Annotated in this window: 22 protein-coding genes; 15 read left to right on the top strand and 7 right to left on the bottom strand. The window is 67.2% G+C overall.

The features are described from left to right. Positions 1–15: 15 nt before the first annotated feature. The 4 genes from mtgA to P7644_RS16905 all read right to left on the bottom strand — a co-directional run bounded on the left by mtgA (position 16) and on the right by P7644_RS16905 (position 4,635). Positions 16–732, bottom strand: a complete 717-nt coding sequence (gene mtgA, locus P7644_RS16920) for a monofunctional biosynthetic peptidoglycan transglycosylase (RefSeq protein WP_404300402.1) — start codon at positions 730–732, stop codon at positions 16–18. 13 nt (positions 733–745) lie between these two features. Beyond that, positions 746–1,594 (bottom strand): shikimate dehydrogenase, encoded by an 849-nt coding sequence (gene aroE, locus P7644_RS16915; protein ID WP_404300401.1) that lies wholly within the window; start codon positions 1,592–1,594, stop codon positions 746–748. A gap of 19 nt (positions 1,595–1,613) precedes the next feature. Next, positions 1,614–2,474 carry a TonB family protein gene (locus P7644_RS16910; RefSeq protein WP_404300400.1) on the bottom strand — a complete coding sequence of 287 codons (861 nt, stop codon included), beginning with the start codon at positions 2,472–2,474 and terminating at the stop codon, positions 1,614–1,616. Between the two features lie 79 nt (positions 2,475–2,553). After that, positions 2,554–4,635 carry a ribonuclease catalytic domain-containing protein gene (locus P7644_RS16905; RefSeq protein WP_404300399.1) on the bottom strand — a complete coding sequence of 694 codons (2,082 nt, stop codon included), beginning with the start codon at positions 4,633–4,635 and terminating at the stop codon, positions 2,554–2,556. A gap of 157 nt (positions 4,636–4,792) precedes the next feature. Here P7644_RS16905 and P7644_RS16900 point away from each other — a divergent pair, with 157 nt between their 5' ends. From P7644_RS16900 to P7644_RS16885, 4 genes are all read left to right on the top strand, one after another. After that, complete coding sequence (locus P7644_RS16900; protein WP_404300398.1) at positions 4,793–5,512, top strand: RNA polymerase sigma factor; 720 nt, start codon at positions 4,793–4,795, stop codon at positions 5,510–5,512. Between the two features lie 41 nt (positions 5,513–5,553). Continuing rightward, entirely contained in the window at positions 5,554–6,141 is a 588-nt protein-coding gene (locus tag P7644_RS16895) for a ferritin-like domain-containing protein (protein WP_404300397.1), read from the top strand. Next, on the top strand, positions 6,138–6,557 hold the full coding sequence (locus P7644_RS16890; RefSeq protein WP_404300396.1) for a c-type cytochrome: 420 nt from the start codon (positions 6,138–6,140) through the stop codon (positions 6,555–6,557). Before P7644_RS16895 ends, P7644_RS16890 begins: the two co-directional genes overlap by 4 nt. Before the next feature lie 160 nt (positions 6,558–6,717). After that, positions 6,718–8,259 carry a Wzy polymerase domain-containing protein gene (locus P7644_RS16885; RefSeq protein WP_404300395.1) on the top strand — a complete coding sequence of 514 codons (1,542 nt, stop codon included), beginning with the start codon at positions 6,718–6,720 and terminating at the stop codon, positions 8,257–8,259. 3 nt (positions 8,260–8,262) lie between these two features. Here P7644_RS16885 and P7644_RS16880 read toward each other — a convergent pair whose 3' ends face one another. Beyond that, the gene (locus P7644_RS16880) at positions 8,263–8,850 is read right to left on the bottom strand and encodes a YqiA/YcfP family alpha/beta fold hydrolase (protein WP_404300394.1); all 588 of its coding nucleotides are present in this window, start codon (positions 8,848–8,850) and stop codon (positions 8,263–8,265) included. 97 nt (positions 8,851–8,947) lie between these two features. Here P7644_RS16880 and P7644_RS16875 point away from each other — a divergent pair, with 97 nt between their 5' ends. The 5 genes from P7644_RS16875 to P7644_RS16855 all read left to right on the top strand — a co-directional run bounded on the left by P7644_RS16875 (position 8,948) and on the right by P7644_RS16855 (position 15,838). Further along, positions 8,948–11,374 carry an HDOD domain-containing protein gene (locus tag P7644_RS16875; RefSeq protein ID WP_404300393.1) on the top strand — a complete coding sequence of 809 codons (2,427 nt, stop codon included), beginning with the start codon at positions 8,948–8,950 and terminating at the stop codon, positions 11,372–11,374. 59 nt (positions 11,375–11,433) lie between these two features. Beyond that, positions 11,434–12,606 (top strand): rod shape-determining protein RodA, encoded by a 1,173-nt coding sequence (rodA, locus tag P7644_RS16870; protein WP_404300392.1) that lies wholly within the window; start codon positions 11,434–11,436, stop codon positions 12,604–12,606. Between the two features lie 50 nt (positions 12,607–12,656). Further along, entirely contained in the window at positions 12,657–14,117 is a 1,461-nt protein-coding gene (tldD, locus tag P7644_RS16865; RefSeq protein ID WP_404300391.1) for a metalloprotease TldD, read from the top strand. Between the two features lie 248 nt (positions 14,118–14,365). Next, positions 14,366–15,484 carry a 3-deoxy-7-phosphoheptulonate synthase gene (locus P7644_RS16860; RefSeq protein ID WP_404300390.1) on the top strand — a complete coding sequence of 373 codons (1,119 nt, stop codon included), beginning with the start codon at positions 14,366–14,368 and terminating at the stop codon, positions 15,482–15,484. Positions 15,485–15,526: 42 nt separating this feature from the next. Then, positions 15,527–15,838, top strand: coding sequence for a hypothetical protein (locus P7644_RS16855; RefSeq protein WP_404300389.1), 312 nt, complete (start codon positions 15,527–15,529; stop codon positions 15,836–15,838). A 49-nt stretch (positions 15,839–15,887) separates the two neighbouring features. On the opposite strand, the gene mpl is transcribed toward P7644_RS16855, so the two are convergent. Both mpl and prsT read right to left on the bottom strand, forming a co-directional pair. Continuing rightward, on the bottom strand, positions 15,888–17,279 hold the full coding sequence (gene mpl / locus P7644_RS16850) for a UDP-N-acetylmuramate:L-alanyl-gamma-D-glutamyl-meso-diaminopimelate ligase (RefSeq protein ID WP_404300388.1): 1,392 nt from the start codon (positions 17,277–17,279) through the stop codon (positions 15,888–15,890). 67 nt (positions 17,280–17,346) lie between these two features. Continuing rightward, positions 17,347–20,076 carry an XrtA/PEP-CTERM system TPR-repeat protein PrsT gene (prsT, locus tag P7644_RS16845; RefSeq protein WP_404303240.1) on the bottom strand — a complete coding sequence of 910 codons (2,730 nt, stop codon included), beginning with the start codon at positions 20,074–20,076 and terminating at the stop codon, positions 17,347–17,349. 211 nt (positions 20,077–20,287) lie between these two features. Between prsT and P7644_RS16840 the strand changes: the two genes are divergently transcribed. From P7644_RS16840 to P7644_RS16815, 6 genes are all read left to right on the top strand, one after another. Then, entirely contained in the window at positions 20,288–20,905 is a 618-nt protein-coding gene (locus P7644_RS16840) for a hypothetical protein (protein WP_404303239.1), read from the top strand. Further along, positions 20,902–21,477 (top strand): TlpA disulfide reductase family protein, encoded by a 576-nt coding sequence (locus P7644_RS16835; RefSeq protein WP_404300387.1) that lies wholly within the window; start codon positions 20,902–20,904, stop codon positions 21,475–21,477. Before P7644_RS16840 ends, P7644_RS16835 begins: the two co-directional genes overlap by 4 nt. Before the next feature lie 110 nt (positions 21,478–21,587). Continuing rightward, positions 21,588–22,037: an acetyl-CoA carboxylase biotin carboxyl carrier protein gene (gene accB, locus P7644_RS16830; RefSeq protein WP_404300386.1), complete on the top strand. Its 450-nt coding sequence runs from the start codon at positions 21,588–21,590 to the stop codon at positions 22,035–22,037. 15 nt (positions 22,038–22,052) lie between these two features. Beyond that, on the top strand, positions 22,053–23,402 hold the full coding sequence (accC, locus tag P7644_RS16825) for an acetyl-CoA carboxylase biotin carboxylase subunit (RefSeq protein WP_404300385.1): 1,350 nt from the start codon (positions 22,053–22,055) through the stop codon (positions 23,400–23,402). 86 nt (positions 23,403–23,488) lie between these two features. Next, complete coding sequence (prmA, locus tag P7644_RS16820) at positions 23,489–24,388, top strand: 50S ribosomal protein L11 methyltransferase (RefSeq protein WP_404300384.1); 900 nt, start codon at positions 23,489–23,491, stop codon at positions 24,386–24,388. Between the two features lie 46 nt (positions 24,389–24,434). Further along, entirely contained in the window at positions 24,435–25,721 is a 1,287-nt protein-coding gene (locus tag P7644_RS16815) for a zinc-ribbon and DUF3426 domain-containing protein (protein WP_404300383.1), read from the top strand. The last annotated feature ends 11 nt before the right edge of the window (positions 25,722–25,732 follow it).

Here is a 25,732-nt window from a genome sequence, read left to right as displayed (position 1 = left end):
TCCCCGCGGCGCGCATCAAGGCAGCTCCGCACTCCCCATCCGTACCACGATGGTCCGCGTGCGCCCGGCCAGATAGGCCGAATTCGGCGTCTTCTCAAAGCGCTTGGGCGCCGGCAGCATCACGGCCAGGCGGGCGGCCTCGGCGGCGGTGAGCCGGCTGGCGCTCTTCTTGAAGTAGTGCTGGGCGGCGGCCTCGGCGCCGAAGATGCCCGTGCCCCATTCCACGTTGTTCAGGTAAATCTCCAGGATGCGTTGCTTGCTCAGCAACTGCTCCAGCAGCAGCGTGAGCACGAATTCCTGGCCCTTGCGCACCAGGTTGCGCTCGCCCGACAGCAGCAGGTTCTTCGCCAGCTGCTGGGTGATGGTGGAGCCGCCGCGGATGCGCGGTGCGCGCGCGCTGGGGCGGGTGGCGGCCTGGGCCTCGGCGCGGGCGTTGCGTTCCCAGGCCTTTTCGATGGCGTCCCAGTCCACGCCGTCGTGGTTGATGAAGTTGTCGTCTTCCGAGGCGATCACGGCGCGTTTCAGGTGGTCGGAGATTTGCGCATAGGGTAGCCATTGCTGGCGCCAGCGCAGGCCGTCGTCCTGGCGCAGCTGGGCCCAGGCCTCGGAGCGCTGGAAGCTCGTCGATTGCGGGTCCAGCATGGCCATGGCGGCGATGCGCGCCACGAAGAACAGCTGCAGCGCCGCGAGGGCCAGCAGCACCAGGGCGATCCAGCGCAGCAGGGCACGCATGAATGGGAAGGATTCAGGCGCCGGCGGCGATGGCGGCGCGCAGCTCGGCCAGCACCTGGGCCGCGGGCGGGCGCAGGCCGCGCCAGATCAGGAAGGCCTCGGCCGCCTGCTGCACCAGCATCCCTAAGCCGTCGCGCGGCCGGGCGCCGTGCTGCGTTGCCCAGTCCAGAAAGCCCTGGGCGGCGGGGCCGTACATCATGTCGTAGGCCAGGCTGGCGGGGCGCAGCACGCTGGCGGGCACGGGGGCGGCGGCGCCCTCCAGGCTGCTGGCGGTGGCGTTGATGATGACATCAAAATCGGCCTCTGGCGCTTGTATGTCAAGCGCCAGTAGCTCTGTTTTTTGTAGTGAGGCCAGCGCCGCATGGCTGGCGACCAGGGCCTGGGCGCGCGCGGCCGTGCGGTTCACGACGGCGATGCGCCGCGGCCCTTGGCGCAGCAGCGGGCCCAGCACGCCGGCGGCCGCGCCGCCCGCGCCGACCAGCAGCAGGTCGCGCCCGGCCAGCGCCACGCCGGCGCCTTGCTCGATGTCGGCCACCAGGCCCAGGCCGTCGGTGTTGTCGGCGTGGATGGCGCCGTCCCGGAATGTGAGGGTGTTGGCCGCGCCGGCCAGTTGCACGCGCTCGCTGCGGTGCGTGGCCAGCGCGGCGGCCTGCAGCTTGAAGGGCACGGTGATGTTGCAGCCGCGCCCGCCCTCGGCGGCAAAGTCTTGCAGCGCCTGGGCAAAGCCGTCCAGGGGCACCAGGCGGCGCTCGTAGCGCAGCGGCTCGCCCGTCAGTTCGGCAAAGCGCGTGTGTATCCAGGGCGAGCGGCTGTGGGCGATGGGGTTGCCCATCACGCAGTAAAGATCGGGGTTTGCGGTCATGGGATGTGTGCGCGCCTTTTCAGCGCACGGCGGTTTCCAGGGTCTGCTCGCGCGTGAACTTGAAGCGCGAGACCACGGCGATCTGGTCGGCCCTGGCGCGCATGGCCGGACCGAAATGGCCAAAGGGGCCGGCGGCGCGGGCGATGGCCTGGGCGCGGCGGTCCAGCAGGCGGTTGCCCGAGCCTTGCACCACCTCGGTCTCCAGCACGCGGCCGTCGTGGTTCACGGTGACGATCATGATCAGCTCGCCATACAGCTTCTTGCCGCCCTGTTCGGGGAAGTTCTGCGTGCCCTTGTCTTCGACCCGGCGGCGCAGCTGGTCGTAGTACACGGCGTACACCTCCTCGCGCGTGGCGGGGCTGATGTAGCGTTTGCGCGGGCGGGCGTTTTCCTCGTCGATGCGCCTCTCGATCTCGGCCAGCAGCTTCACCAGCTGGCGGCGCTTTTCGTCCTGCTGCTCGCGCTCGCTGCTGGCGCTGGCCTTGCGCGGATCGGGCTGGGGCAGCACGGCGAGCTGCTGGCGCACCTGGGCCAGCAGCTGGGTCTGCTGCTCCAGCATCTGGTCCATCCTGCGCTGCGCCTCCTCCAGGTCCTCGCCAATGGAGGTCAGGGCCGAGTAGGGCAGGGGGCTGGTGGCGCGGCCCTGCGCGGCATCGCCCCCGCCGGCCAGCGAGGCCTGGGCGATGGCCTGGGCCTTGTCGGGGCGTTCGCTGGACTTGGCGTTGACCAGGATGACCTCCAGCGGCGTGTCCTGGAACACGCGGTTGAAGCGCTCGGGATCGACGAAGCGCACCGTGAGCAGCAGGGCGTGCACGGTGATGGACAGGGCCAGCGCGATCTGCAGTGTGCTCAGGCGCCGGAGGGGGGCGGGGATTTTCATCGCAGGGCCGCCCCAAGATGAAAATGCGGCCCCCCTGGGGGGCAGCGACCCGCGTAGCGGTGGAGCGTGGGGGCTATTTTCACGGCGCCCGATTATCCGGGGTGGCTCCGGCGCCTTCGCCATCGGTTTCGTTGATGTCCACCGCAATGGCGATGGGCCCGGCCACGGTGTCTTCCTCGTCCTCGTCCACGGGGCCGTCGTCGCTGGCGTCCGCCGGGTCGTCCAGGCGCGCCAGCAGCGTGCCGTTCACGTCCAGCGTGATCTCGTCAATGGTGCCCAGCTTCACGCGCACGCGCGCGCCGCGCGGCAGGCCCTGGGCGCCCAGCACGGGCAGGACCAGGGGCAGGTGGTCGGCGCGCACCAGGAAGTCGCCGTGCATGCCCTCCTTGATGACCGTGGCGTCGAGCTCGGTGATCTGGTTCTGCTGCAGGTACTTGAGCGTCCAGAAACGCTCCATGCCGGCCTGGTAGCCGTTGTAGGCGCCGTAGGTGGCGTCAAAGCCGCTGATGATGGAGAACAGCTCCGCATCCTTGGGCTTGAAGGGCGCGGCCAGCGCGGCGGTCTTGCCGTGGCGCGCGCAGGCGATGATCTGCCACTGGTTCACCAGGTCCACGTAGCGGCGCAGCGGCGAGGTGGCCCAGGCGTAGCTCTTCACGCCAATGCCGGCGTGCGGCAGCGCCTTGGTACCCATGCGTACCTTGATGCCGGGCGCCAGGCTCGCCTGGCTGCGGTAGATGCCGGGCACGCCGTGCTCGGCCAGCATCTGGCCCCAGTGGCTGTTGGCGACGATGGCGGCCTCGGCCACGATCAGGTCCAGCGGCGCGCCGCGCTGGCGCGTGCTGATGCGCACGGTCTCGCTGCCCGTGGGCTCGGCCTTGCCGTTGCCTTCCAGGCGGAAGTTGTAGTCCGGGCGGTTGAAGGTCTCGGGCTTGCCGCGCACCTGCTCGCGACCGGCCTTCAGCTGCCGCGCAAACTTATGTAAAAAAGATAGCTGTTCACGCAGTTTCAATAAGGCTTCAGGCGTATTTTCATGCTGAATCGACGGATCCTGCAGCCAGGCCTCGGTGACGATGTGGTCGAGCTGATCGTGGCGCAGGTTCACGGTCACGGGCACGCGCTCCAGGCGCGTCTCGGTGCCGGTGATGGCCAGCGTGGCCTCGTCGATGGTCACGTAGAGCGACACGGCCGGATTCGCGCGGCCCTCGTCCAGGGTGTAGATCTGCACCACCTCGTCGGGCAGCATGGTGATCTTGTAGCCCGGCATGTAGACCGTGGACAGGCGCGACCGGCCGAGCTTGTCCAGCTCGCCCCCGGGCTGGATGGCCAGGCCCGGCGCCGCGATGTGGATGCCCAGCGTGACGGTGCCCGTGCCCAGGCCGCGCACGGACAGGGCGTCGTCGATCTCGGTGGTGGCCGAGTCGTCGATGGAATAGGCCTGCACCTCGGCCAGCGGCAGGTCCTGCGGCGGCTGCGGCGCGGCCAGCGGGGGGAAGCCCGTGCCCTTGGGGAAGTTCTCGAACAGAAAGCGCTTCCAATGGAACTGGTAGGGCGAATCGATGGCGCCCGCGGCCTGCAGCAGCGCCAACGGCGCCTGGTGCGCGGCGCGGCTGGCCTCGACCACGGCCTTGTACTCGGGCGCGTTCTTGTCGGGCTTGAACAAGATCTTGTAGAGCTGCTCGCGGATGGGCTGCGGGCAGCTGCCGGCCGCCAGCTCGGCCGCCCAGGACTCGATCTGCGCCTGGACCTGCTTTTTCTTCTCGATCGCGGCCAGCGCCTGCTGCAGGATCTCGGCCGGGGCCTTCTTGAAGCGGCCCTTGCCTGCGCGGCGGAAGTAGTGCGGCGCCTCGAACAGCGCCAGCAGCATGCCGGCCTGCTCGGTCACGGGGGCGCTGGCGGAAAAGTAGTCGCGCGCCAGCTCGGCAAAGCCGAACTCGTCCTCGGGCGCGAACTCCCAGGCCAGCGGCAGCTCGATGCTGGCGGCGATCTCGCGCGCCTGCGCCAGCAGCTCGGCCGGGGCGGGCTTGTCGAATTTCAGCAGGATATTGGCGCTCTTGGCCTTGACGCGCTTGCCCGAGTCGAGCTCGATCTGCGCCGAGGTGTCGGCTTCGGAGAGGATGCGGCCGGCCAGGAATTTGCCGGCGTCGTCGAACAGTGCATGCATAGGGGGGCGATTTTCCCATGGCGGCGCCTGCGGGCCCCGTGAAAAGACATTGAGCAGGCCACCGAGCATCCCTGCGCGCGGTAGGTGCTTGTCACGCGCAGCGGCCGGCGTGCGTCCAATGGGCAAGACGGTCTCATCACGGAAAGCGAGGCGGGCCATGCAGACACCGGAAGATTGGCCGCAGGCGGCGCCCCCCGCCGCGGGCCGTGCCGAGGACGCGGCCCTGATGGCGCGCGCCCTGGGCGGCGAGGCGGCGGCCTTCGAGGCCATCATGCGCCGCCACAACCGGCTGTTGTTCCGGGCCGCGCGCGGCGTGGTGCATGACGACGCCGAGGCCCAGGACGTGGTGCAGGAGGCCTACCTGCGCGCCTTCACGCAGCTGCAGGACTTTCGCGGCGATGCGGCGCTGGGCACCTGGCTGGCACGCATCTGCATCCGCGCCGCGCTGGATGTGCTGCGCCGGCGCGCGCGCAGCGTGGCCATCGACGCCGCGCTGGCGCCCGACCAGGAGCCGCAGCCGGAGCTCGCCATGCCCTTCTTCGCCCCACCCGACGACGCGCCCGACCAGGCGCTGGCGCGCGGCCAGTTGCGCGCGCTGCTGGAGTCGGCCGTGCAAAGCCTGCCGCCGCCGTACCGCAGCGTCTTCATCCTGCGCGCCGTGCAGGAGATGAGCGTGCAGGAGACCGCGTTCTGCCTGGACATCAGCGAGGAGGCGGTGCGCACCCGCTACCTGCGCGCGCGCGCCATGCTGCGCGATGCGCTGGGCGCGCGCGTCGAGGCCTGCACCGAGAGTGCCTTCCCGTTCGCCGGCAGGCGCTGTGATGCGGTCGTGCACCAGGTGCTGGCCGAGCTGCGGCGGCGCGGGCGCCTGGGCTGAGAACACCTTTTCATTTTTTTGTCCACCCACAGGAGAACGCCATGAACCGCTTCCCACTCATCCTGCCCCCGTCCAGCCCCTGGCTGCCGCGCCGTCGCGGCTTCGGCCTGGCCATGCTCTCGGCCTCGGCCGTGGCCCTGCTGGGCGGGCGCGATGCGCTGGCCGCCGGCGCCGCCAAGACCACGGCCAAGCAGCACGAGGCCGACATGCGCATCCTCAACACCGCCCTCGGGGCCGAGTACGAGGCCATCGCCGCCTACCAGGTGGGCGCCGAAAGCGGCCTGCTCACGAGCGGCGTGCTGGCGCTGGCCCAGCAGTTCCAGGGCCACCACAAGGAGCATGCGCAGGCCATCGCCGGCGCCGTGCAGAAGATGGGCGGCAAGCCCGTGGAGGCCAAGGCCCGGTACAGCTTCCCGACCGACACGCTCAAGGCCGAGGCCGACGTGCTGCGCTTTGCCGCGGGCCTGGAACGCGGCGCCGTGTCGGCCTACCTGGGCGCCGTACCGCTGTTTGCCGATCGCGCCCTGGCGCAGGTGGCGGCCAGCATCCTCGGCGACGAGGCCATGCACTGGGCCGTGCTGCGCCAGGCGCTGGGCGAGGCGCCGGTGCCGTCGGCGTTCATGTCATGACCTGGGGCGCCAGGCTGTGCCGGGCGCTGGCCTGCGGCCTGCCGCTGGCGGCGGCCGCGGCGCCGCCCGTGCAGGGCGCGCCCGACGCGGACCGGCTCGCGCGCGGCGCGCAGGTCTATGCGCGCTGCGCCGCCTGCCACGCCATCGAGGGCAACCGCACCGGCCCGCAGCACTGCGGACTGTTCGGCCGCCGCGCGGGCACGGCGCCGGGCTTCGACGGCTACACCGACGCCTTGCGCGCCAGCGGCATCGTCTGGGACGCGCGCACGCTGGACCGCTTCCTCAAGGACCCGCCGGCCACCGTGCCCGGTACGGCCATGGGCTACGCCGGCGTCAAGGACGACGGCGAGCGCGCCGCGCTCATCGCCTGGCTGCGCGAGGCCACGCGGCCGGGCGTGAGCTGCACGCTCCGCTAGCCCGTCAGGGCAGGGTATTGAACTCTGCTTTTGATAGCTGTTGGCGCTTGACGGGTAAGCGCTGGAGCCGCATTTGACGCCAATGGTTGCGGGCCGGGCGGGCGCGCCTATGATGGCGCCACCATGCCGCTTCCGCCTGCCCTTCCTGCGCCGCCCCGCCATGCGCCCTGACTTCGCGCCGCTGGCGGCACTGGCGCTCGCGCTGCCCTTCGTCTTCGGCATCACCGAGGCGCCGTACACCAACTTCTGGCCCCTGATGGCCAGCGCCGCCTGCGCCTGGCTCATCGCCGCCCTGGCCTGGTGCGGCGCCTGGCGCACGGGCGGCACGCGCCTGGGCGGCTGCCTGGCGGCGGGCCTGCTGCTGGCGGCGCTCGTGGCGGCGGCCATCGGCCTGGTGCAGTTCTTCGTGGGCGATCCCGGCTGGGCGCCCTGGGTGCATGCCTCCACGCCAGGGCTGGCCATGGGCAACCTGCGCCAGCGCAACCAGCAGGCCACGCTGCTGGCCCTGGGCGTGTGGGCGTTGCTGTGGTGGCTGGCGCGGCTGCAGGCCTGGGGCGAGGCGCTGTCCGGACAGCGCGGCATCGGCCGCTGGGGGCCGCTGTTGCTGGCGGTGATGGTGCCCTGGGCCCTGGTGCTGCTGGCCCTGGGCGGTGCGGCCACGGCCTCGCGCACGGGGGCGCTGCAGTGGCTGCTGGTTCTGGCCCTGCTGTTGCTGTGGCGGCGCAGCAGCGGCAGGCTGGCGCTGCTCCTGGGCGGCGCCGGGCTGCTCGCCTATCTGCTGGCGGCCTGGGGCCTGCCGCAGCTGCTGCAGCAATGGCAGGGAGTGCGCATGGACGGATTGTTCGTGCGCCTGGGCGACGACTCCTACCCCTGCGGCAGCCGCCTGGCGCTGTGGTCCAACGTGCTGCAGCTGATTGCCGCGCGGCCCTGGACGGGCTGGGGCTGGGGCGAGCTGGATTACGCCCACTACATCACCCCGTTTGCGGGCGAGCGCTTTTGCAATCTGCTGAACAACGCCCACAACCTGCCGCTGCACCTGGCCGTGGAACTGGGCCTGCCCGTGGCGCTGCTGCTGTGCGGCCTGCTGCTCTGGGCCGTGCTGCGCGCTCGCCCCTGGCGCGAGGCCGATCCTGCGCGCCAGCTGGCCTGGGGCGTGCTGGCCATCGTCGGCCTGCACAGCCTGCTGGAGTTTCCGCTGTGGTATGGGCCGTTCCAGCTGGCCACGGCCCTGGCTTTGTGGCTGCTGCTGGCGCCAACGGCGACGGCTGGTCGAGGCTGGCGTGCGCTTGCCCGCGGGCTGCTGGGCGCCGCGCTGCTGGCCGCCCCGGTGCTGGGCCTGGTGCTGGTGCGCGACTATGGGCGCGTGAGCCTGCTGTACCGTCCCGCGGCAGATCGCCCCGCCACCCTGCGCTCACTCACGGCGGCCGAGGTGGCGCGCCAGGTGCGGTTCTTTCGCCTATCGGCGCAATTCGCCCAGCTCACCAGCACCCAGGTCACGCCGGCCAATGCGCGGCAGATGCACGAGCTGGCGCTGCGCCTGCTGCATTACTCGCCCGAGCCGCGCGTGATCGAGCGGCTCATCGACAGTGCCCGGCTGCTGGGCCTGCAGGACGAGCTGGCCCTGCACACCGACCGCTACCGCCGTGCCTATCCGCGCGACTTCGAGCGCTGGCAGGGCGGCGGGCAGGCCGGGTCGCAATAGCCCTCACACCAGGCCGCAAAAGCGCAGCACCTCGGGCAGGTGCTCGGGGAAGCTGCTCAGCGCATGGTCGCCACCCGGCAGCACGCACTGCTGCGCCTGCGGATAGCGGGCCACCATCTCGCGCCAGTCCAGCAGTTCGTCGCCCTGGGCGGCGATCAGCAGCTCGGGGGCGGCCGGGGGCTGTTGGCTCACGTCCAGCGCCTGCAGCTCGGCGATGAATTCGGGCCGGAAGAAAAAGCGCTCCTCGGGGTCGTGCCAGCTGGTCTGCTCGCCGATATGGCGCGCCAGGTCGCGCGCGGGCTGCACGGCGGGGTTCAGCAGCACGCTCTTGCAGCGCGCCTGCTGCGCCACCCAGCTGGCGTAGTAGCCACCCAGCGACGAGCCGATGACCGCCATGTGAGCGCCTTGCGGCCACTTCGCAATGCCCTCGGCCACCAGCGCCATGGCCGCGCGCGGCGAAGGCGGCAGTTGCGGGCACCAGAGGAATGCGTCAGGGTGGTGTGCGGCCACATGCTCCGCCACCAGGCGTGCCTTGGCGGACTGGGGCGAGGAGCGAAAGCCGTGCAGGTAGAGCAGATGGGTGGTGGGCATGACGAATCGCCGGAGGCTGCGGGCGGGCAATTGCCGGCCCTGCAGCCATTTTTTGGGATGATGCGCGGCTGTTGTAGCAAAGAAGTCAGCTTACTCCATGTCCGATTCTGTCCCCCGCATTGCCACCAAGGGTGCCGCCACTGGTGCCCAGGCTGCCCCGCAGCACCTGGGGCGCTTCGAGCTGCTGCGCGTGCTGGGCAAGGGGGCGCAGGCGACCGTGTGGCTGGCGCAGGACACGCGCCTGCAGCGTCAGGTGGCGCTCAAGCTGCTGGAGGCGGGGCAGGATGCGCCGGTGCAGGAGCAATGGCTGCGCGAGGCACGCCATGTGGGACAGCTGTCGCATCCGTGCATCGTGCCGGTGTTCGAGGCCGACGTGCACCAAGGCCAGCCCTACCTGGTGTTCGAGTACGTGCCGGGTTGCACGCTGGCCGAGCACCTGGCGCAGCAGGGGCGCTGCGCGGTGCATGACGCCGTGGAGATCATGATCGACGTGCTCGAAGGCCTGCAGGCCGCGCATGACGCTGGCATCGTGCACCGCGACCTGAAGCCTTCGAATGTGATGGTCGATGCCCAGCGCCATGGGCGGGTCATGGATTTTGGCGTTGCCGCCACCATGGTTGGCCCAGCGGGTGCGCACATGGTGTGCGGCACGCCCGCGTACATGGCGCCCGAGGCCGTGGCCGGCGCGGCTCCCGCGCCATCGATGGATATCTATGCCGCAGCGCTGGTGCTGGTGGAGCTGCTCACGGGCCGGCGCGTGATTGCCGAGCGCGATCCCATGCAGGCCCTGGCGCGCGTGGCCCAGCAAGCCGTGGAGCTGCCCCAGGACTTGGGGGCGGGCGTGGACGACGGGTTGCGCGCCATCCTGCACCGGGCCCTGGCGCGCGAGCCGGCCCAGCGCCACGCCAGCGCCCAGGAGCTGTGTCATGCCCTGCGCACCTGGGCCGCGCCGGCGAGTGCGCCTACGGCGGCCAGCAATGCCGCGCTGGACTTTTTGCTGCGGCGCATGCGCCACAAGAGCGACTTCCCGGCGCTGTCCGATTCGGTGGCGCGCATCCAGCGCGTGACGAACTCGGAGGACGACAGCATTGCCGACCTGACCAACGAGATCCTCAAGAGCGTCGCGCTGACCAACAAGCTGCTGCGCCTGGTCAACAGCGTCAATTTTTTGCACCTGGGCGGGGGCAGCATTGGCACCGTCTCGCGCGCCGTGAGCCTGGTGGGCTTCAACAAGGTGCGCAACATGGCCCTGTCGCTGGTGCTGCTGGAGCATATGCAGGACGCAGGGCACGCCCGGCAGATGCGCGAGGAGTTCATGCGCACCCTGATGGCCGGCACCATGGCGGTGCAGCTGTGCAGGCCCGGGGAAAAACGCGAGGAGGCGTTCCTGGGTGCCATGTTCCAGGGCCTGGGACGCATGCTGTGCACCTATTACTTTCCCGAGGAGGCGGTCCAGATCCGTGCCCTGGTGGCCTCGGGCCGGCTGCCGGGGGGGGAGGAAGCGGCTGCGGTGCAGGTGCTGGGGCTGAGCCTGGAGGAGCTGGGCGTTGGCGTGGCGCGCGTGTGGAGCCTGCCCGAGACCTTGCAGCGCTGCATCCGCTCGCCGCAGGGCAAGCCACCGCAGCGCCCGCCAGAGGGTGTGGAGCGTCTGAGCTGGGCCGCGCGCGTGGCCAACGAGGCCACCACCATCATGCTGCAGCAGGAGCGAGGGCCGGCCGGCGCACTGCTGCAGCGGCTGGCCACGCAGTACGCGCCGGTGCTGTCGATGACACGGCAGGAGATCGACAAGGCCACGCTGCAGGCGCGCGAGCAGTTCATCGCCATGGCCCATGCCCTGGATCTGCGCGCGGACAAGGGCTCGCCGGCCGCGCGCCTGCTGGCGCCTCCCGCGGCCGTCGATGTCCTGCCAGCGGCGGACGACCTGGTCGCCGTGCATGAGCTGCACTACGACGCCACGCAGACCCTGCCCATCACGCTGGTCCTGCCCGCCCATGCGCGGCCCTCGACCGCCCAGGCCGCCGAGGTGCTGGCCGGCGGCATCCAGGAGGTCAGCAACGCCATGGTGGAGGACTTTCGCCTCAACGACATCGTGCGCATGATCCTGGAGACCATGCTGCGCGCCCTGGGTGCGCGGCGCATCGTGTTCTGCCTGCGCGATGTCAAAACCGAACGCATGACCGGGCGCTTCGGCCTGGGCGAAGGCAGCGCCGAGGCCGTGCGCGCCCTGGCCGTGCCGCTCAAGGATACGGGCGACCTGTTTGCCGTGGTGTGCCAGCGCGGCGCCGACACCCTGATCGCCGATGCCGCCGAGCAGCGCATGCGCTCGCGCCTGCCGTCCTGGTACCGCAGCGGCCTGGATGCCGCCAGTTTTCTGCTGCTGCCGGTGCTGATCAAGGAGCGCCCCTTTGCCCTGGTCTATGCCGATCACGAGCAGCCCGGCAGCCTGGCGGTGGACGACAAGGTGCAGGGGCAGCTGCGCACGCTGCGCAACCAGATGGTGATGGCCTTTCGCCAGGCGGGCTGAGGCATGGACATGGCCTTGCGGCCAGAGAACATGGGAGCGGGGCCGGATAATTGCGTCCCATGTCCACTGCCTTCGACACGCCCTCCCTGCCGCAGCGCATCCTGCCTCTGTTCCGCGGCTTTGACTGGCCGCTGATCGCGCTGCTGCTGGTGCTCTCCAGCATCGGCCTGGTGGCCATGTACTCCTCGGGGTTCGACCACGGTACGCGCTTTTACGACCATGGGCGCAACATGCTGCTGGCCGCGGGCATCATGTTCGTGGTGGCGCAGATTCCGCCGCAGCGGCTGATGACGCTGGCCGTGCCGCTGTATGTGCTGGGCGTGGTCCTGCTGCTGGCCGTGGCCTTGTTCGGCATCACCAAGAAGGGGGCGCAGCGCTGGATCAATGTGGGCGTGGTGATTCAGCCCAGCGAGCTGATGAAGATCGCCATGCCGCTGATGCTGGCCTGGTGGTTCCAGAAGCGCGAGGGTCAGCTGCGTGCGCTGGACTTCGTGGCCGCGGGCGTGTTGCTCATGATCCCCGTGGGGCTGATCATGAAGCAGCCGGACCTGGGCACCTCGCTGCTGGTGATGGCCGCCGGGCTGTCGGTGATCTTCTTCGCCGGCCTGCCCTGGAAGCTGGTGGCGCCGCCGGTGCTGATGGGCGTGGTCGGCATCGCTTTCGTGGTCTGGTTCGAGCCCCAGCTGTGCGCCGATGGCGTGCGCTGGCCGGTGCTGCACGACTACCAGCAGCAGCGCATCTGCACGCTGCTCGATCCCACGCGCGACCCGCTGGGCAAGGGCTTTCACATCATCCAGGGCATGATCGCCATCGGCTCGGGCGGTGTCTGGGGCAAGGGCTTCATGTCGGGCACGCAGACGCATCTGGAATTCATCCCCGAGCGCACCACAGACTTCATCTTCGCCGCCTACTCCGAAGAATTCGGCCTGGTGGGCAATCTCACGCTCATCGTCTGCTTCGTGCTGCTGGTGTGGCGCGCGCTGGCGATTGCCGCGAATGCCGGTACGCTGTTCGGCCGCCTCATGGCCGGGGCCGTGGCCATGATCTTCTTCACCTATTCCTTTGTGAACATGGGCATGGTCAGCGGCATCCTGCCGGTGGTGGGCGTGCCGCTGCCGTTCGTGAGCTATGGCGGCACGGCCATGGTCACCCTGGGGCTGGCGCTGGGGGTGCTGATGTCGGTGGCGCGTGCGCAGTACCAGCCGAGCGAATCTGAGCCGCAACCCCTGTAGCGCGCCCGATCCGAGGGCGGGGATATGGGGGCCTGCCTACAATCGCCCGCATGATCTCCCGCGAACCCACCATCGAACGCTTGGGCCTGGCCCGTGAGCTGCTGCTCACGCCCTTCGGTCTGGATGAATCCCACCTCTCCCGCGCCCTGGCGGAAATCCGTGCGCACCGCGTGGATGACGCCGACCTGTACTTCCAGTACACGCGCAGCGAGGGCTGGAGCCTGGAGGAGGGAATCGTCAAGACCGGCTCGTTCTCCATCGACCAGGGCGTGGGCGTGCGCGCCGTCAGCGGCGAGAAGACGGCGTTCGCCTATTCCGACGACATCTCCGAGGCATCGCTGCTCGACGCGGCGCGCACTGTGCGGTCAATTTCGGCTTTGGCCAAGAGTGGTAAAGCGCGAGTAGCTACCAAAAAAATAGCTGCCAGCCGATCCCTCTACCCCCACATCGACCCCATCGCCTCGATGGACAGCACGGCCAAGGTGCAGCTCTTGGAGCGCGCCGAGCAGCGCGCCCGCGCCAAGGACCCGCGCGTGGTGCAGGTCATGGCGGGCCTGGCGAGCGAGTACGACGTGGTGCTGGTGGCCCGTGCCGACGGCACGCTGGCGGCCGACGTGCGCCCGCTGGTGCGCATGTCGATCACCGTCATTGCCGAGCAGGCCGGCCGCCGCGAGGTGGGCTCGGCCGGCGGCGGCGGGCGCTTCGGACTGGCCTACTTCAGCGATGCGCAGATCGCGCAGTATGTGGACGAAGCCGTCAACGCCGCCCTGGTGAACCTGGAGTCGCGCCCCGCGCCTGCGGGCGAGATGACCGTGGTGCTCGGCCCCGGCTGGCCCGGCGTGCTGCTGCACGAAGCCGTGGGCCACGGGCTGGAGGGCGACTTCAACCGCAAGGGCTCGAGCGCCTTCAGCGGCCGCATCGGCCAGCGCGTGGCGGCCAAGGGCGTGACGGTGCTGGACGACGGTACGCTGGCCGACCGGCGCGGCTCGCTGAACGTGGACGACGAGGGCCACGCCACGCAGAAGAACGTCCTCATCGAGGACGGCATCCTGAAGGGCTACCTCCAGGACTCCATGAACGCACGCCTGATGGGGGTGAAGCCCACGGGCAACGGCCGGCGCGAGAGCTACGCCCACATTCCCATGCCGCGCATGACCAACACCTACATGCTGGGTGGCGACAAGGACCCGGGAGAAATAGTCGCCAGCATCAAGAAGGGCCTGTACGCCACCAACTTCGGCGGCGGGCAGGTGGACATCACCAGCGGCAAGTTCGTGTTCTCGGCCAGCGAGGCCTACTGGGTGGAGGACGGCAAGATCCTCTATCCCGTCAAGGGCGCAACCATAGTCGGCAGCGGCCCCGAGTCGCTCAAGAGGGTGAGCATGATCGGCAACGATATGCGCCTTGATAGCGGCGTGGGCACCTGCGGCAAGGAGGGCCAGAGCGTGCCCGTGGGCGTGGGCCAGCCGACTATGCGCATCGACGGCATCACCGTGGGAGGCACGGCGTGACCGGCCGTGTTGTGGTGCCATGGCAACAAAATGGTTTTGTTGCAGCGCCGCAAATCGTGCTACATTGAAAACCATGTCGGTCCATAGCGCGTTTTATTTTTACTTTTGGTTCTCTATCCATGGCGGATGAGAGAGGTACACGCGCACCCTGACCGAGCCCCTTCTCCTGAAAACCGCCGCTGCTGAAAAGCCCGGCGGTTTTTTTGTTTCTGAGCCTGCCCTGACCATCAACCCGCGAGAACCACACCATGACTGCACCCGCCTCCAGCCACGAAGCCTGGTATCCCAACGTCGAGAAAACCAGCCAGACCGACGACCAACGCATCGAGGACATCACCGTGCTTCCCCCTCCCGAACATCTGATCCGCTTCTTTCCCATCCGCGGTACCGAGGTCGAGTCGCTGATCGGCAACACGCGTCGCAGCATCCAGCGCATCATGAACGGCGAGGATGACCGCCTGCTGGTCATCCTCGGTCCCTGCTCCATCCACAACCCGGTGGCCGCGCTGGAATACGCGCAAAAGCTGAAAGCGGTGCGCGAGCAGTACAAGGACCAGCTGGAAATAGTGATGCGCGTGTACTTCGAGAAACCGCGCACCACCGTGGGCTGGAAGGGCCTGATCAACGACCCTTACCTGGATGGCAGCTACCGCATCGACGAGGGCCTGCGCATCGCGCGCCAGTTGCTCATCGACATCAACCGCCTGGGCGTGCCGGCGGGCAGCGAGTTCCTGGACGTGATCTCGCCGCAGTACATCGGCGACCTGATCAGCTGGGGCGCCATCGGTGCGCGCACCACGGAGAGCCAGGTGCACCGCGAGCTGGCCTCGGGCATCTCGGCGCCGATCGGCTTCAAGAACGGCACGGACGGCAACATCCGCATCGCCACCGATGCCATCCAGTCCGCCAGCCGCGGCCACCATTTCCTGTCGGTGCACAAGAACGGCCAGGTGGCCATCGTGCGCACGGCCGGCAACAAGGACTGCCATGTGATCCTGCGCGGCGGCAAGGCGCCCAACTACGACGCCGCCCATGTCGCCGCCGCCTGCAAGGACCTGGCGGCCGCGGGCCTGCCGGCCACGCTCATGGTGGACTGCAGCCACGCCAACAGCAACAAGCAGCACGAGCGCCAGCGCGATGTGGCGCGTGACATCGCGGCGCAGATCGCGGGCGGCTCGCGCAGCGTGTTCGGTGTGATGATCGAGGGCCACCTGAAGGCCGGGGCGCAGAAGTTCACGCCCGGCAAGGACGATCCCGCGGCGCTGGAATACGGCAAGAGCATCACCGACGCCTGCCTGGGCTGGGACGATTCAGTGGCCTGCCTGGCCGAGCTGGCATCTGCAGTGCAGGCCCGCCGTTCGGTGTAAGCTGCGCCCGCAAATCACCACCTACGTCAAGAAAGACAGCATATGCAAAGCGAAGTATTGGTCACCCTGTCGCCCGGCCAGGAATTCCGCCTGAACCCCGAAGGCGCACCCGCCCTGACGCACGAAGAGGCACGCCGCTGGCTGGATGACGAGTTCGTGCGCCTGGAATGCGAGCCGCTGCGCGCCAGCGGCAAGGTGCTGCTGGCCGACAAGGTGCTCACCGTGGCCAGCGCCGCGGGCGCCAAGTTGCTGGCCGACCCGGCCTGGTCGGCCCAGTTCGCCCGCGCTACCGTGGCCGCGCTGGCCCGGCCCGTGGTGCGCGTGGACGTGGCGGCCATGGCCGTCACTTTTTAATTATGTGAGTCAAAACGGCTTCTGGCGCTTGGCAGGCAAGCGTCTTAAGCTATCTTTTTGATAAAGCATCGAGCAGCTTGGCGTGGATGCCGCCAAAGCTGCCGTTGCTCATGCACACGATGTGATCGCCCGGCCGGGCCGCCGTCGCCAGCTGCGTCACCAGCTGGTTGATGTCCGCTGCCGTGCAGGCGCGCTCGCCCATGGGGGCCAGCGCCTCGGCCGCGTCCCAATCGAGTCCCGCCGTGTGGCAGAAGGCCAGGTCGGCCGGCTCCAGGGCCCAGGGCAGTTGCGACTTCATCGTGCCCAGCTTCATGGTGTTGCTGCGCGGCTCGAAGGCCGCGAGGATGCGCGCCTCGGATCCTAAGCGCCTGCGCAAGCCGTCGAGTGTGGTGCGCAGCGCCGTGGGGTGGTGGGCAAAGTCGTCGTACACGCGGATGCCCGCTACCGTGCCGCGCAGCTCCATGCGGCGCCTGACGTTCTCAAAGCGCGCCAGCGCCTCGGCCGCCTGCTCGGGCGCCACGCCCACATGCTCGGCGGCGGCGATCGCGGCCAGTGCGTTGAGCTGGTTATGCATGCCGCTCAGCGCCCACTGCACGCGCGCCACAACCCGGCCTTGCCGCAGCACCTCGAAATCATGTGGCTCGCCGCGCGCACAGAAGTCGCTCACGGTGGCGCCAAAGCTGGCCACGCCGCTCCAGCAGCCGGTGTGCAGTACGCGCGCCAGGCTTTCCTCCAGCCCATTGACCACCACGCGACCCGAGGGCGGCACGGTGCGCACCAGGTGGTGGAACTGGCGCTCGATCTGGCCCAGGTCGTCAAAGATGTCGGCGTGGTCGAACTCCAGGTTGTTCAGTACAGCGGTGCGTGGGCGGTAGTGCACGAACTTGCTGCGCTTGTCAAAGAACGCCGTGTCGTATTCGTCGGCCTCGATCACGAACAGCGGCCGCTCCTGTCCGGCGGCATGTGCGCCCAGGCGGGCCGAGATGCCAAAGTTCATGGGCACGCCGCCCACCAGGAAACCGGGCGTCAGGCCCGCGCATTCCAGGATCCAGGCCAGCATGGAGGTGGTGGTGGTCTTGCCATGCGTGCCGGCCACGGCCAGCGTATGGCGGCCTTGCAGCACATGCTCGGCGAGCCACTGCGGACCGCTGGTGTAGGGTGCGCCCGCGTCGAGAATGGCCTCCATCAGCGGGAACTTCGGGTTTCCATCGGCCAGGCGCGCGCGGCTGACCACGTTGCCGATCACGAACATGTCGGGCTGCAAGGCCAACTGCTCGGCACCATAGCCTTCGATGAGTTCGATGCCCAGCGCGCGCAGTTGGTCGCTCATGGGGGGGTAGACGCCGCTGTCGCAGCCGGTGACGCGGTGGCCGGCCTCGCGGGCCAGGGCGGCCAGGCCGCCCATGAAGGTGCCGCAAATGCCCAGGATGTGAATATGCATGGGCAGAGATTCTATGAAGCAATTCTTCGCCGTCCTTGTCCGGCATGCAGGGAAATGGCGTGCCGGCTCACTTGGAGAGCAGCTGTCCCAGCCGGGCATGCTCTGCCTGCTGTGCAGCGTTCAGCTTGCCGGCGTTCAACTGCGCCAGCATGGCGCGCGCCTCCTGACGATCGCCCGCGGCCAGCAATTGCTCGGTCAGGTGCAGACGGGCCGACGGCTTGGTGGGCGCCAGCTGTACGGCGGTGCGCAGTGTGGTGATGGCTGACTGGTGTTGGCCCGCCTGCGCCAGTGCCAGGCCCAGCGTGTCCAGCACTGTGGGGTCGTCGGGCAGCAATTGCGCAGCCTTGCGGGCGTTTTCCAGGGCCTGGGGATGACGTGCCTGAATTTGCGCCCAAGCCAGTTCATTCAGGGCAATCGGATTGCGTGGGTTTTGTGCGACCACTTTTCCCAGCCATTCGACGGCTTTCTCCGGTTGGCCTTGTCCCAGGGCGCGCTGCGCCGCATACGCCAGCACTTCGGCATGGTTCGGGTGCTTGCGCAGGGCGGCAGACAGTGCCTCGTCGGCTGCGGGCCGCTGGGCCGTTTTGTCCAGCACCGCAATGGCACGCAAACTGGCTGCTGGTTCGGCACCCGCCTTGGATGCCGCGGCAAATTGTTTCAGGGCTTCCTCATTTTTCCCTGCGCGTGCCAGCACGTCCCCTTCCAGGAGCATTGCCGCTTGCTTGTGTGGCGTGCGCTCCCCAAGGTCGCGCGCAATGGTCAATGCCTCTGGCAGGTTGTCGGCAGCTGTCATGTTGGCCAGAGCAATGTAGGCCGTGCTGTCAAAGGGCCGATCCGCAATCAAGCCACGCAATAGTGTGCTGGCGTCGTTTTTTCGTCCTGCGGCCAACTCCATCTCGGCCAGTTTGAGGCGCCAGTCGGCGCGTTGGGGGTGGTTGGCGACCAGGTTGCGGTAGCTTTCGGCGGCCAGTTCTGTCTTGCCCAGGCGGTCATAGGTGCTGGCAAGCAAGGCGACGGCCTCTGCCGGCGCATTGCTGTTGGCGGCGCCAGACTGTGCAGTCGTCATTGCCGCATCGGGGTTGCCGGCACGCAATTGCTCCTCGATCAGGGCGGCGCGCAGGGGCGTGGCCGCGGGCAGATTGGCGAGGCCTTGTTCCAGCACCTGCACCACTTTGTCCCGGGGGGGCTTGGGGGCGGCGGCCAGCAAGGCGGCGTAGGTCAGGTAGGTGTGGGGGGATTGCGGGCGCGACTCTATTGCGCGGGCATAGCGTGCGAGCAATTCCTCGTGTTGTTGGGGCTCGCGGGCCATGCCGGCAAGGGCGCGCAATGCTGCATCGAACCCGGGTTTCAGGTCAAGAGCCGCCAGCGTCGCGCGCCAGGCGCCTGCCATGTCCTTTTGCGCAGCTAACGCCGCGGCTTGGCTCAAATGTGACTGGGGATCCTGGGGGCGTGTCTGCAGCGCATGATTTGCCAGGTGGCGGACCCGGGCGATATCGCCTCGTTTGAGGGCCTGGGCCAGGATCTGATCGCGCATGGCGGGATTGTCCTGGCCTGCTTCCATCGCCTTGTCCAGGAGTGCCGTGGCGACGTTCTTCTGGCCCAGACGCAAACGGATCTCGCTCAGCCGCAGCAGGTTGTGTGCATCGTTCGGGCTGGCGGCCACCAGGGCGTCCAATGTGGCGGCCGCCTTCTGCAGGTCGCCCTCGCGCAATTCCACATCGGCCCTGAGGGACAGCAGCCGCAGGTCGCCGGGCCGCATGCTGAGTCCGTGGCGGATGGAGTTGCTCGCCTCCTTGACTCTTCCCAGGCGCAGTTGGGTTGCCGCCTGCAATTGAAGCGCAGGCAATGAGTCAGGATGCTGCTGGAGAATCTTTCCAAGCCGGCTGTCGGCCATCTGCAAGTCACCCTTTTGGAGTTCTGCTGTGGCGGCCAGCAGCACTGCGGGCAGATGGTCTGGCGACACCGCCAGCACCTTGAGCGCTGCGGCATGGCTTTCTTCTGTGCGCCCCTCGCGCGACAACACGATGGCATTGAGGTAGTGCGTCCAGAAGTAATTGGGTGCTTGTGCGCGTAGCTTTTGCAGTAAAGGGGCGGCTTCTTCGGGCTTGCCCGATGTGATCAATGCTTCTCCATATTCACCGATGACGCCGTGGTGCCAAGGGGCGGCGGCATGGGCACGCTGTATGGCCTTGAGCGCGCTGGCCTGGTCGCCCAACGCCGTGTAAATGCGGGCGATGGCCCTGAGTGACCACCAAGAAGCCGCGTCAGATTCGGGCAAATCCTTGAGTTCGGCCAAGGCCTTGTCGGGCTTGCCATTCATCATGAACAGCTGGGCCTTGGCCAGCCTCATGGCGGTGGTGTCGCTGCGGGCGTCTTTGATCTGTGCTTCTGCCAGGGCGAGCTGCTTCTGGCTGGCGTAGGCAATGGACACCAGCGCACGCAGGATGCTGTCGGCCGCTGGCGAATCGAGCCGCCGCTGTTTGAACTCACGAATGATGGCCTCGAGTTCGCCGCGCTCGAGCATCAGCACCACTATCCGTGGCACGAGTTCGTCCGGATTGCCGCCGCGGTCAATGGCCTTGCGCAAATGCTGCTCTGCGCCTATGGGGTCGAAGACCCGTTCCAGTGCATCCGCCAAGGCGAGGCGTGCTTGAACCGAGTTGGGCTGATCTTGAACCGCGTTTTTGAAATGGATGACAGCGGCCGCGTAGTCCTGCTTTTGCATGGATTCCTGCCCGGCCTTCAAGGAGTCTTCGCTACAGCCTGACAGCAGTAACGTCAAAATGGACGCCAGCATCATGGAACGAGCGGCTTTCACATCAGCCTCCTTGGCTGTTTTGGCACCGCGGCTATTTTGTCCCAGGAGGCTGGGGCAGGCATAGGGGCTTTTACTGGCCGGCGATCCGTGCTGATTCTGGCTTTGCTGCTGAGGTTTCTGTTCCCATTGGTGCGGCATGCCGGAGGGGTGGATTCACAATGCGGTGCATATTCCAAGTATCACCTCTGCCATGGATAACGCCCTCACTGCCGAAATTGCCAATGTTGCAGCCCGCCTGGTGGTCGAGGAGGGGCTGGACTGGGGGCCGGCCAAGCGCCGGGCCCTCAAGGAACTGGGCCTGCCGGCGCGTACACCGCTTCCCGACAACGGTCGGATCGAGGATGCGGTGCGCGAGTACCTGGGTTTGTTTTGCGCCGATACTCAGCCCCTTGAGCTTCACGCCCTGCGCGAACTGGCCTTGGTGTGGATGCAGCGCATGCAGGCCTTTCGTCCCTACTTGGGCGGTGCTGTCTGGCATGGTACGGCCACGCGCCTGTCCGACATTTATATTTCACTGTTCTGCGATGATCCAAAGTCTGCCGAAATCGCGCTCATAGACCGCCATGTGAACTACGAACCCGGCAGCGTCAAGGGCATGCGTGGCGAGTTGGTCGATGTGCTTAGCCTGAGCAGCCACTGCCGCGCGCTGAATGAGGAAATCGGCGTGCACCTGTTGATTTATGACCTGGATGACCTGCGTGGGGCGCTGCGCCCCGATGCGCGTGGCCGCATGCCGCGGGGTGATATGGACGCCGTGCGCCGGTTGTTGCCGCAAACTCCATCTCCCGCCTCCATTTCAATTCCATGAACCATTCGTCTTTGAGCACCGATCCGGAATCTTCACAGGTGAGAGCACAAGCCCTGCGCCGGCGCTGGCTGCTGTTGGGCGCAGGGGCCGTGGCTGGCCTGGGTGGCGCAGGCTTGGCCGCTTGGCGCCTGCGGGTCGGTGCGGTGCAAGAAGGTTCGCACGCTGTTTTCTGGGATGCCAGCTTCGAGGGGCTGGGCGGCGAGACGCTGCGCATGGCCTCCATGCGTGGGCGCCCATTGCTGCTGAACTTCTGGGCCACCTGGTGCCCGCCATGCGTACAGGAGCTGCCCCTGCTCAACGCTTTTTATGATGAAAATCGTGCAAAAGGCTGGCAAGTCCTTGGATTGGCGATTGATCAACCCGGCAACGTGCAAAAATTTCTGCAGCGCATGCCGCTGGATTTCCCCGTGGTGCTGGGCGGGCTGGGTGGAACCGAGCTGTCGCGCGGGTTGGGCAATGACAAGGGGGGGCTGCCGTTCACGGTGATGTTTGCGGCAGATGGCAGCATTTCGAGGCGTAAAATAGGACAGTTGACGGCGCAGGATCTGCAGAGCTGGGCCAAAAGCCTCTAAAGGCTGCGTATCATCAATGGAGATGGTGGCTTTTGTAGTGATTTCGATGATGTACATCGAAATTAGGGTAAATTCGCCCACCATTCCGTTTTTTAGCCGTTGGAGCTCCCATGGATTTGCGAAAACTCAAGACCCTCATTGACCTGGTCTCCGAGTCGAATGTTTCCGAACTCGAGATCACTGAAGCCGAGGGCAAGGTCCGCATCGTCAAGAGCGGTACGGCCGTGGTACAGCAGTTTGTCGCTGCTCCCGTTCCGGCGCCTGTTGCTGCCCCCGCACCTGTAGCCGCTCCTGTGGCGGAGCTGCCGGCTCCCACTGCGGCTGCCGGGCATACCGTCAAGTCTCCCATGGTGGGCACCTTCTACCGGGCCTCCAGCCCGGGCGCGAAGCCCTTCGTCGAGTTGGGCAGCCAGGTCAAGGAAGGCGACACCATTTGCATCATCGAGGCCATGAAGATCCTCAACGAGATCGAGGCCGACAAGTCTGGCACCGTCACACGCATACTGGGTGAGAACGGCCAGGCGGTCGAATACGGCCAGCCGCTGTTCGTGATCGAATAAAGCGGGTCAGCGCTTATGTTCAAGAAAATCCTGGTTGCGAATCGAGGGGAGATTGCCCTTCGCATTCAACGCGCCTGCCGCGAGCTGGGCATCAAGGCTGTGATGGTCTATTCCGAGGCCGATCGCGACGCCAAGTACGTCAAGCTGGCCGAAGAGGCTGTGTGCATAGGTCCGGCACCCTCGCCGCTGTCCTATCTCAATATGCCGGCCATCATCTCGGCGGCTGAGGTGACCGACGCCGAGGCCATTCATCCAGGCTATGGTTTCCTGTCGGAAAACGCCGATTTCGCCGAGCGCGTGGAGAAGAGTGGCTTTCAGTTCATAGGCCCGACGCCCGAGAACATCCGCACCATGGGTGACAAGGTGTCGGCCAAGCAGGCCATGATCAAGGCCGGCGTGCCCTGCGTCCCGGGTTCGGACGGCGAGTTGCCGGACGATCCGGTGCAGGTCCGCCGGATTGCCAAGGCCATCGGCTATCCGGTGATCATCAAGGCCGCCGGTGGTGGTGGTGGTCGAGGCATGCGCGTGGTGCATACCGAGGCCGCCCTCGTCAATGCGGTGCAGATGACCAAGGCGGAAGCCGGTGCGGCCTTCGGCAACCCCGCCGTGTACATGGAAAAGTTCCTGCAGAACCCGCGCCATATCGAGATCCAGGTGCTGGCGGACAAGCATCGCAATGCCGTGTACCTGGGTGAGCGCGATTGCTCCATGCAGCGGCGCCACCAGAAGGTGATCGAAGAGGCGCCAGCACCTGGCATCCCGCGCAAGCTCATCGAGCGCATTGGCGAGCGCTGTGTCGCGGCCTGCAAGAAGATTGGCTACCGTGGTGCGGGTACCTTCGAGTTCCTGTACGAGAACGGCGAGTTCTACTTCATCGAGATGAATACCCGCGTGCAGGTGGAGCATCCGGTCACCGAGTGGATCACGGGCGTGGACATTGTGCGCACCCAGATCATGGTAGCGGCCGGTGAGAAGCTGCCCTTCAGCCAGCGCCAGATACAGATCCAGGGGCATGCCATCGAATGCCGCGTGAACGCCGAGGATCCCTACAAGTTCATCCCCTCGCCGGGGCGCATCACCATGTGGCATGCGCCGGGCGGCCCGGGTGTGCGCGTGGACTCGCATGCCTACACCAATTACTACGTGCCGCCGAATTACGACTCCATGATAGGCAAGATCATCGTGCACGGCGATACGCGCGAGCAGGCGCTGGCGCGCATGCGCACGGCGTTGTCCGAGACGGTGATCGAGGGCATCAACACCAACGTGGACTTGCACCGCGAACTGCTGGTGGATGCCAAGTTCGTCGCTGGCGGCACCAACATCCATTACCTGGAAGAGTGGCTGGCGCAGCGCAAGCGCTGATGCTTTCCCAAAGGCATGGCAATGCTGGCTTCTGGTGACAGATGCCGGCATTTTTTCTTTGATTGCATGACGCGGAGGTATGTCCCATGTTTGAGCTGAGCCTGCTATGTCCCGAACACCGGGTGGAGGCCCTGAGCGATGCCTTCGACGCCCTGGAGGCGCTGAGCGTATCGGTCGAGGATGCCGACGCTCAGACCGATGCGGAGCAGGCCTTGTTTGGCGAACCCGGCATGCCCGCTCCGCGCGAAGGCTGGCTGCGCAGCCGCGTCACGGCATTGTTTGCCACCGAGCAGGCAGCCCAAGAGGCCGTGCGGCTGCTACAGGCGCAGGATTTTTTCGAGGGCTGCAGCGTGCTGGGCATTGCTGCCGTGCAGGAACAGGATTGGGTGCGCCTGACTCAGTCGCAATTCGACCCTGTGGAGATCACCCCCGACTTCTGGATCGTGCCGACCTGGCACGAACTGCCCGCCGCCGCAAGGCGCAGCATACGCCTGGATCCGGGCCTGGCGTTTGGCACGGGCACCCATCCCACCACGCGCATGTGCCTGCGCTGGATTGCACGCCAGTGTGGTGAGGGGGATGGCGGCCAGAAGCTGGGCCGCGTGCTCGACTATGGCTGCGGCTCGGGCATTCTGGCCATAGGCGCGGCCAAGTTCGGTGCCGAGGACATCGACGCGGTGGACATCGATGCCGCAGCCGTGCAGGCCACGGTTGAGAATGCACAGGCCAATGATGTGCAGCTGAAAGCCGGCTTGCCCGATCAGGCGCAGGGGCAGTACCAGACCGTCATCGCCAACATCCTGGCCATGCCCCTCAAGGTGCTGGCGCCCTTGCTGTGTGCCCATGTGGCCGAGGGCGGGCATCTGGTGCTGGCCGGGATCCTGGAGCGCCAGGCACAGGAGTTGCAGGAGGCTTATGCACCGTGGCTGCGCCTGCAGGTGGCCGACAGCGAGGATGGCTGGATCCTGATGACCGCGCGCCGCTGAGGCGAGGCTGGGTGCTGCTCGGGCGCACGCCTACAATCCACAGCCGATGAGCCAGATCACCCGCTGCCCTTTTTGTGCAACGACCTTCAAGGTGGTCGCCGATCAGTTGCGGATATCCGATGGCTGGGTGCGCTGCGGACAATGCAAGGAAGTGTTTAATGCATCCGAAAACCTGCTGCTTGGCGGGCACGAGCCACTGCCGTCAGAGTCGCAGCCCCCACCCGATGCTACCGACCAGTCCGAGGCGCCCCCCATCGCCGCTGAATCCGGGCCACCCGTACCGTCTGTGCCAGCCTTCCTGGTCGAGGCCCCCGTGGGTGCCAATGCAGAGAGTGATGCTGGTGCGGACATGGACGGCCGCGTGGACGGTTTTACCCATACCGGCGGCAATCAAGGCTTCACTCCCTTGTCATCCTTGCTCAAACGTGCGGTACTGACTGAGCCTGAGCCTGAGCCTGAGCCTGAGCCTGAGCCTGAGCCTGAGCCTGAGGCCAGCTTGGGCTCGTTGCAGCAAGAAATACCGGGCTATGAGCTGCCTGGTGCGCAACACGGCGATTCCATCTGGCCGCCGGATGCCTCCAATGATGTTCAGGCCGAGCCTGAGACCGTCGTTCAGGATGCAGTGCAAGCCCCATCGCCGGAGCTGACTGCGGCTCTATCAGAAGCAGAAGCAAGCGACGAGCCGGTGGCACCATCGGCGCAGCAGGAGCTTGAATCGCTGCAAGCCGAGCCTATCCCTGCCGAGGAGGTGGCGCCCATTTCTGCTGCGGCCATGGCTGGCAGCACGCAGGCAGCTGTTGCCGCTTTGCCCGCAGAACCTGAGTTCGTCAAGGCCGCCCGGCGCAGCGCGTTTTGGCAACGGCCGTTGGTGCGCGGCGGGTTGGTGCTGGCGGGCCTGATGCTGGTGCTGACCTTGGGCATGCAGATGGTGCTGCAGGAGCGTGATGCGATCGTCGCGCGCAGCCCGGCAGCGCAAGCCCTGATGGAGCAACTCTGTCAACCCTTGCAATGTACTCTGCAGCCGCCTAGGCGCATTGATGCGCTGGTCATCGACAGTTCGTCCTTTCTGAAGGCTCGCCATGGTGCTTCGGCCTACCAGTTGCAGATGGGCATCAAGAACAACTCGACGCTCACGGTAGCCATGCCGGCGCTGGAATTGACCTTGACCGACGCCCATGATGAGACACTGTTGCGCCGCGTGCTGCTGCGCAATGAGCTGGGTGCGCCTGCGCAATTAGCGCCGGGCGCTGTCTGGAGCGGCACCGTGCCGATGCAGGTCATGCTGGAGGCCTCCCGGGTTGCCGGGTATCGCTTGCTGGCTTTTTACCCCTGAAATATCTCAAT

The organism is Alicycliphilus denitrificans (genome assembly GCF_044792555.1).
Classification (GTDB): Bacteria; Pseudomonadota; Gammaproteobacteria; order Burkholderiales; family Burkholderiaceae_C; genus Alicycliphilus; species Alicycliphilus denitrificans_A.
This window is presented reverse-complemented; position numbering and strand designations above follow the sequence as displayed.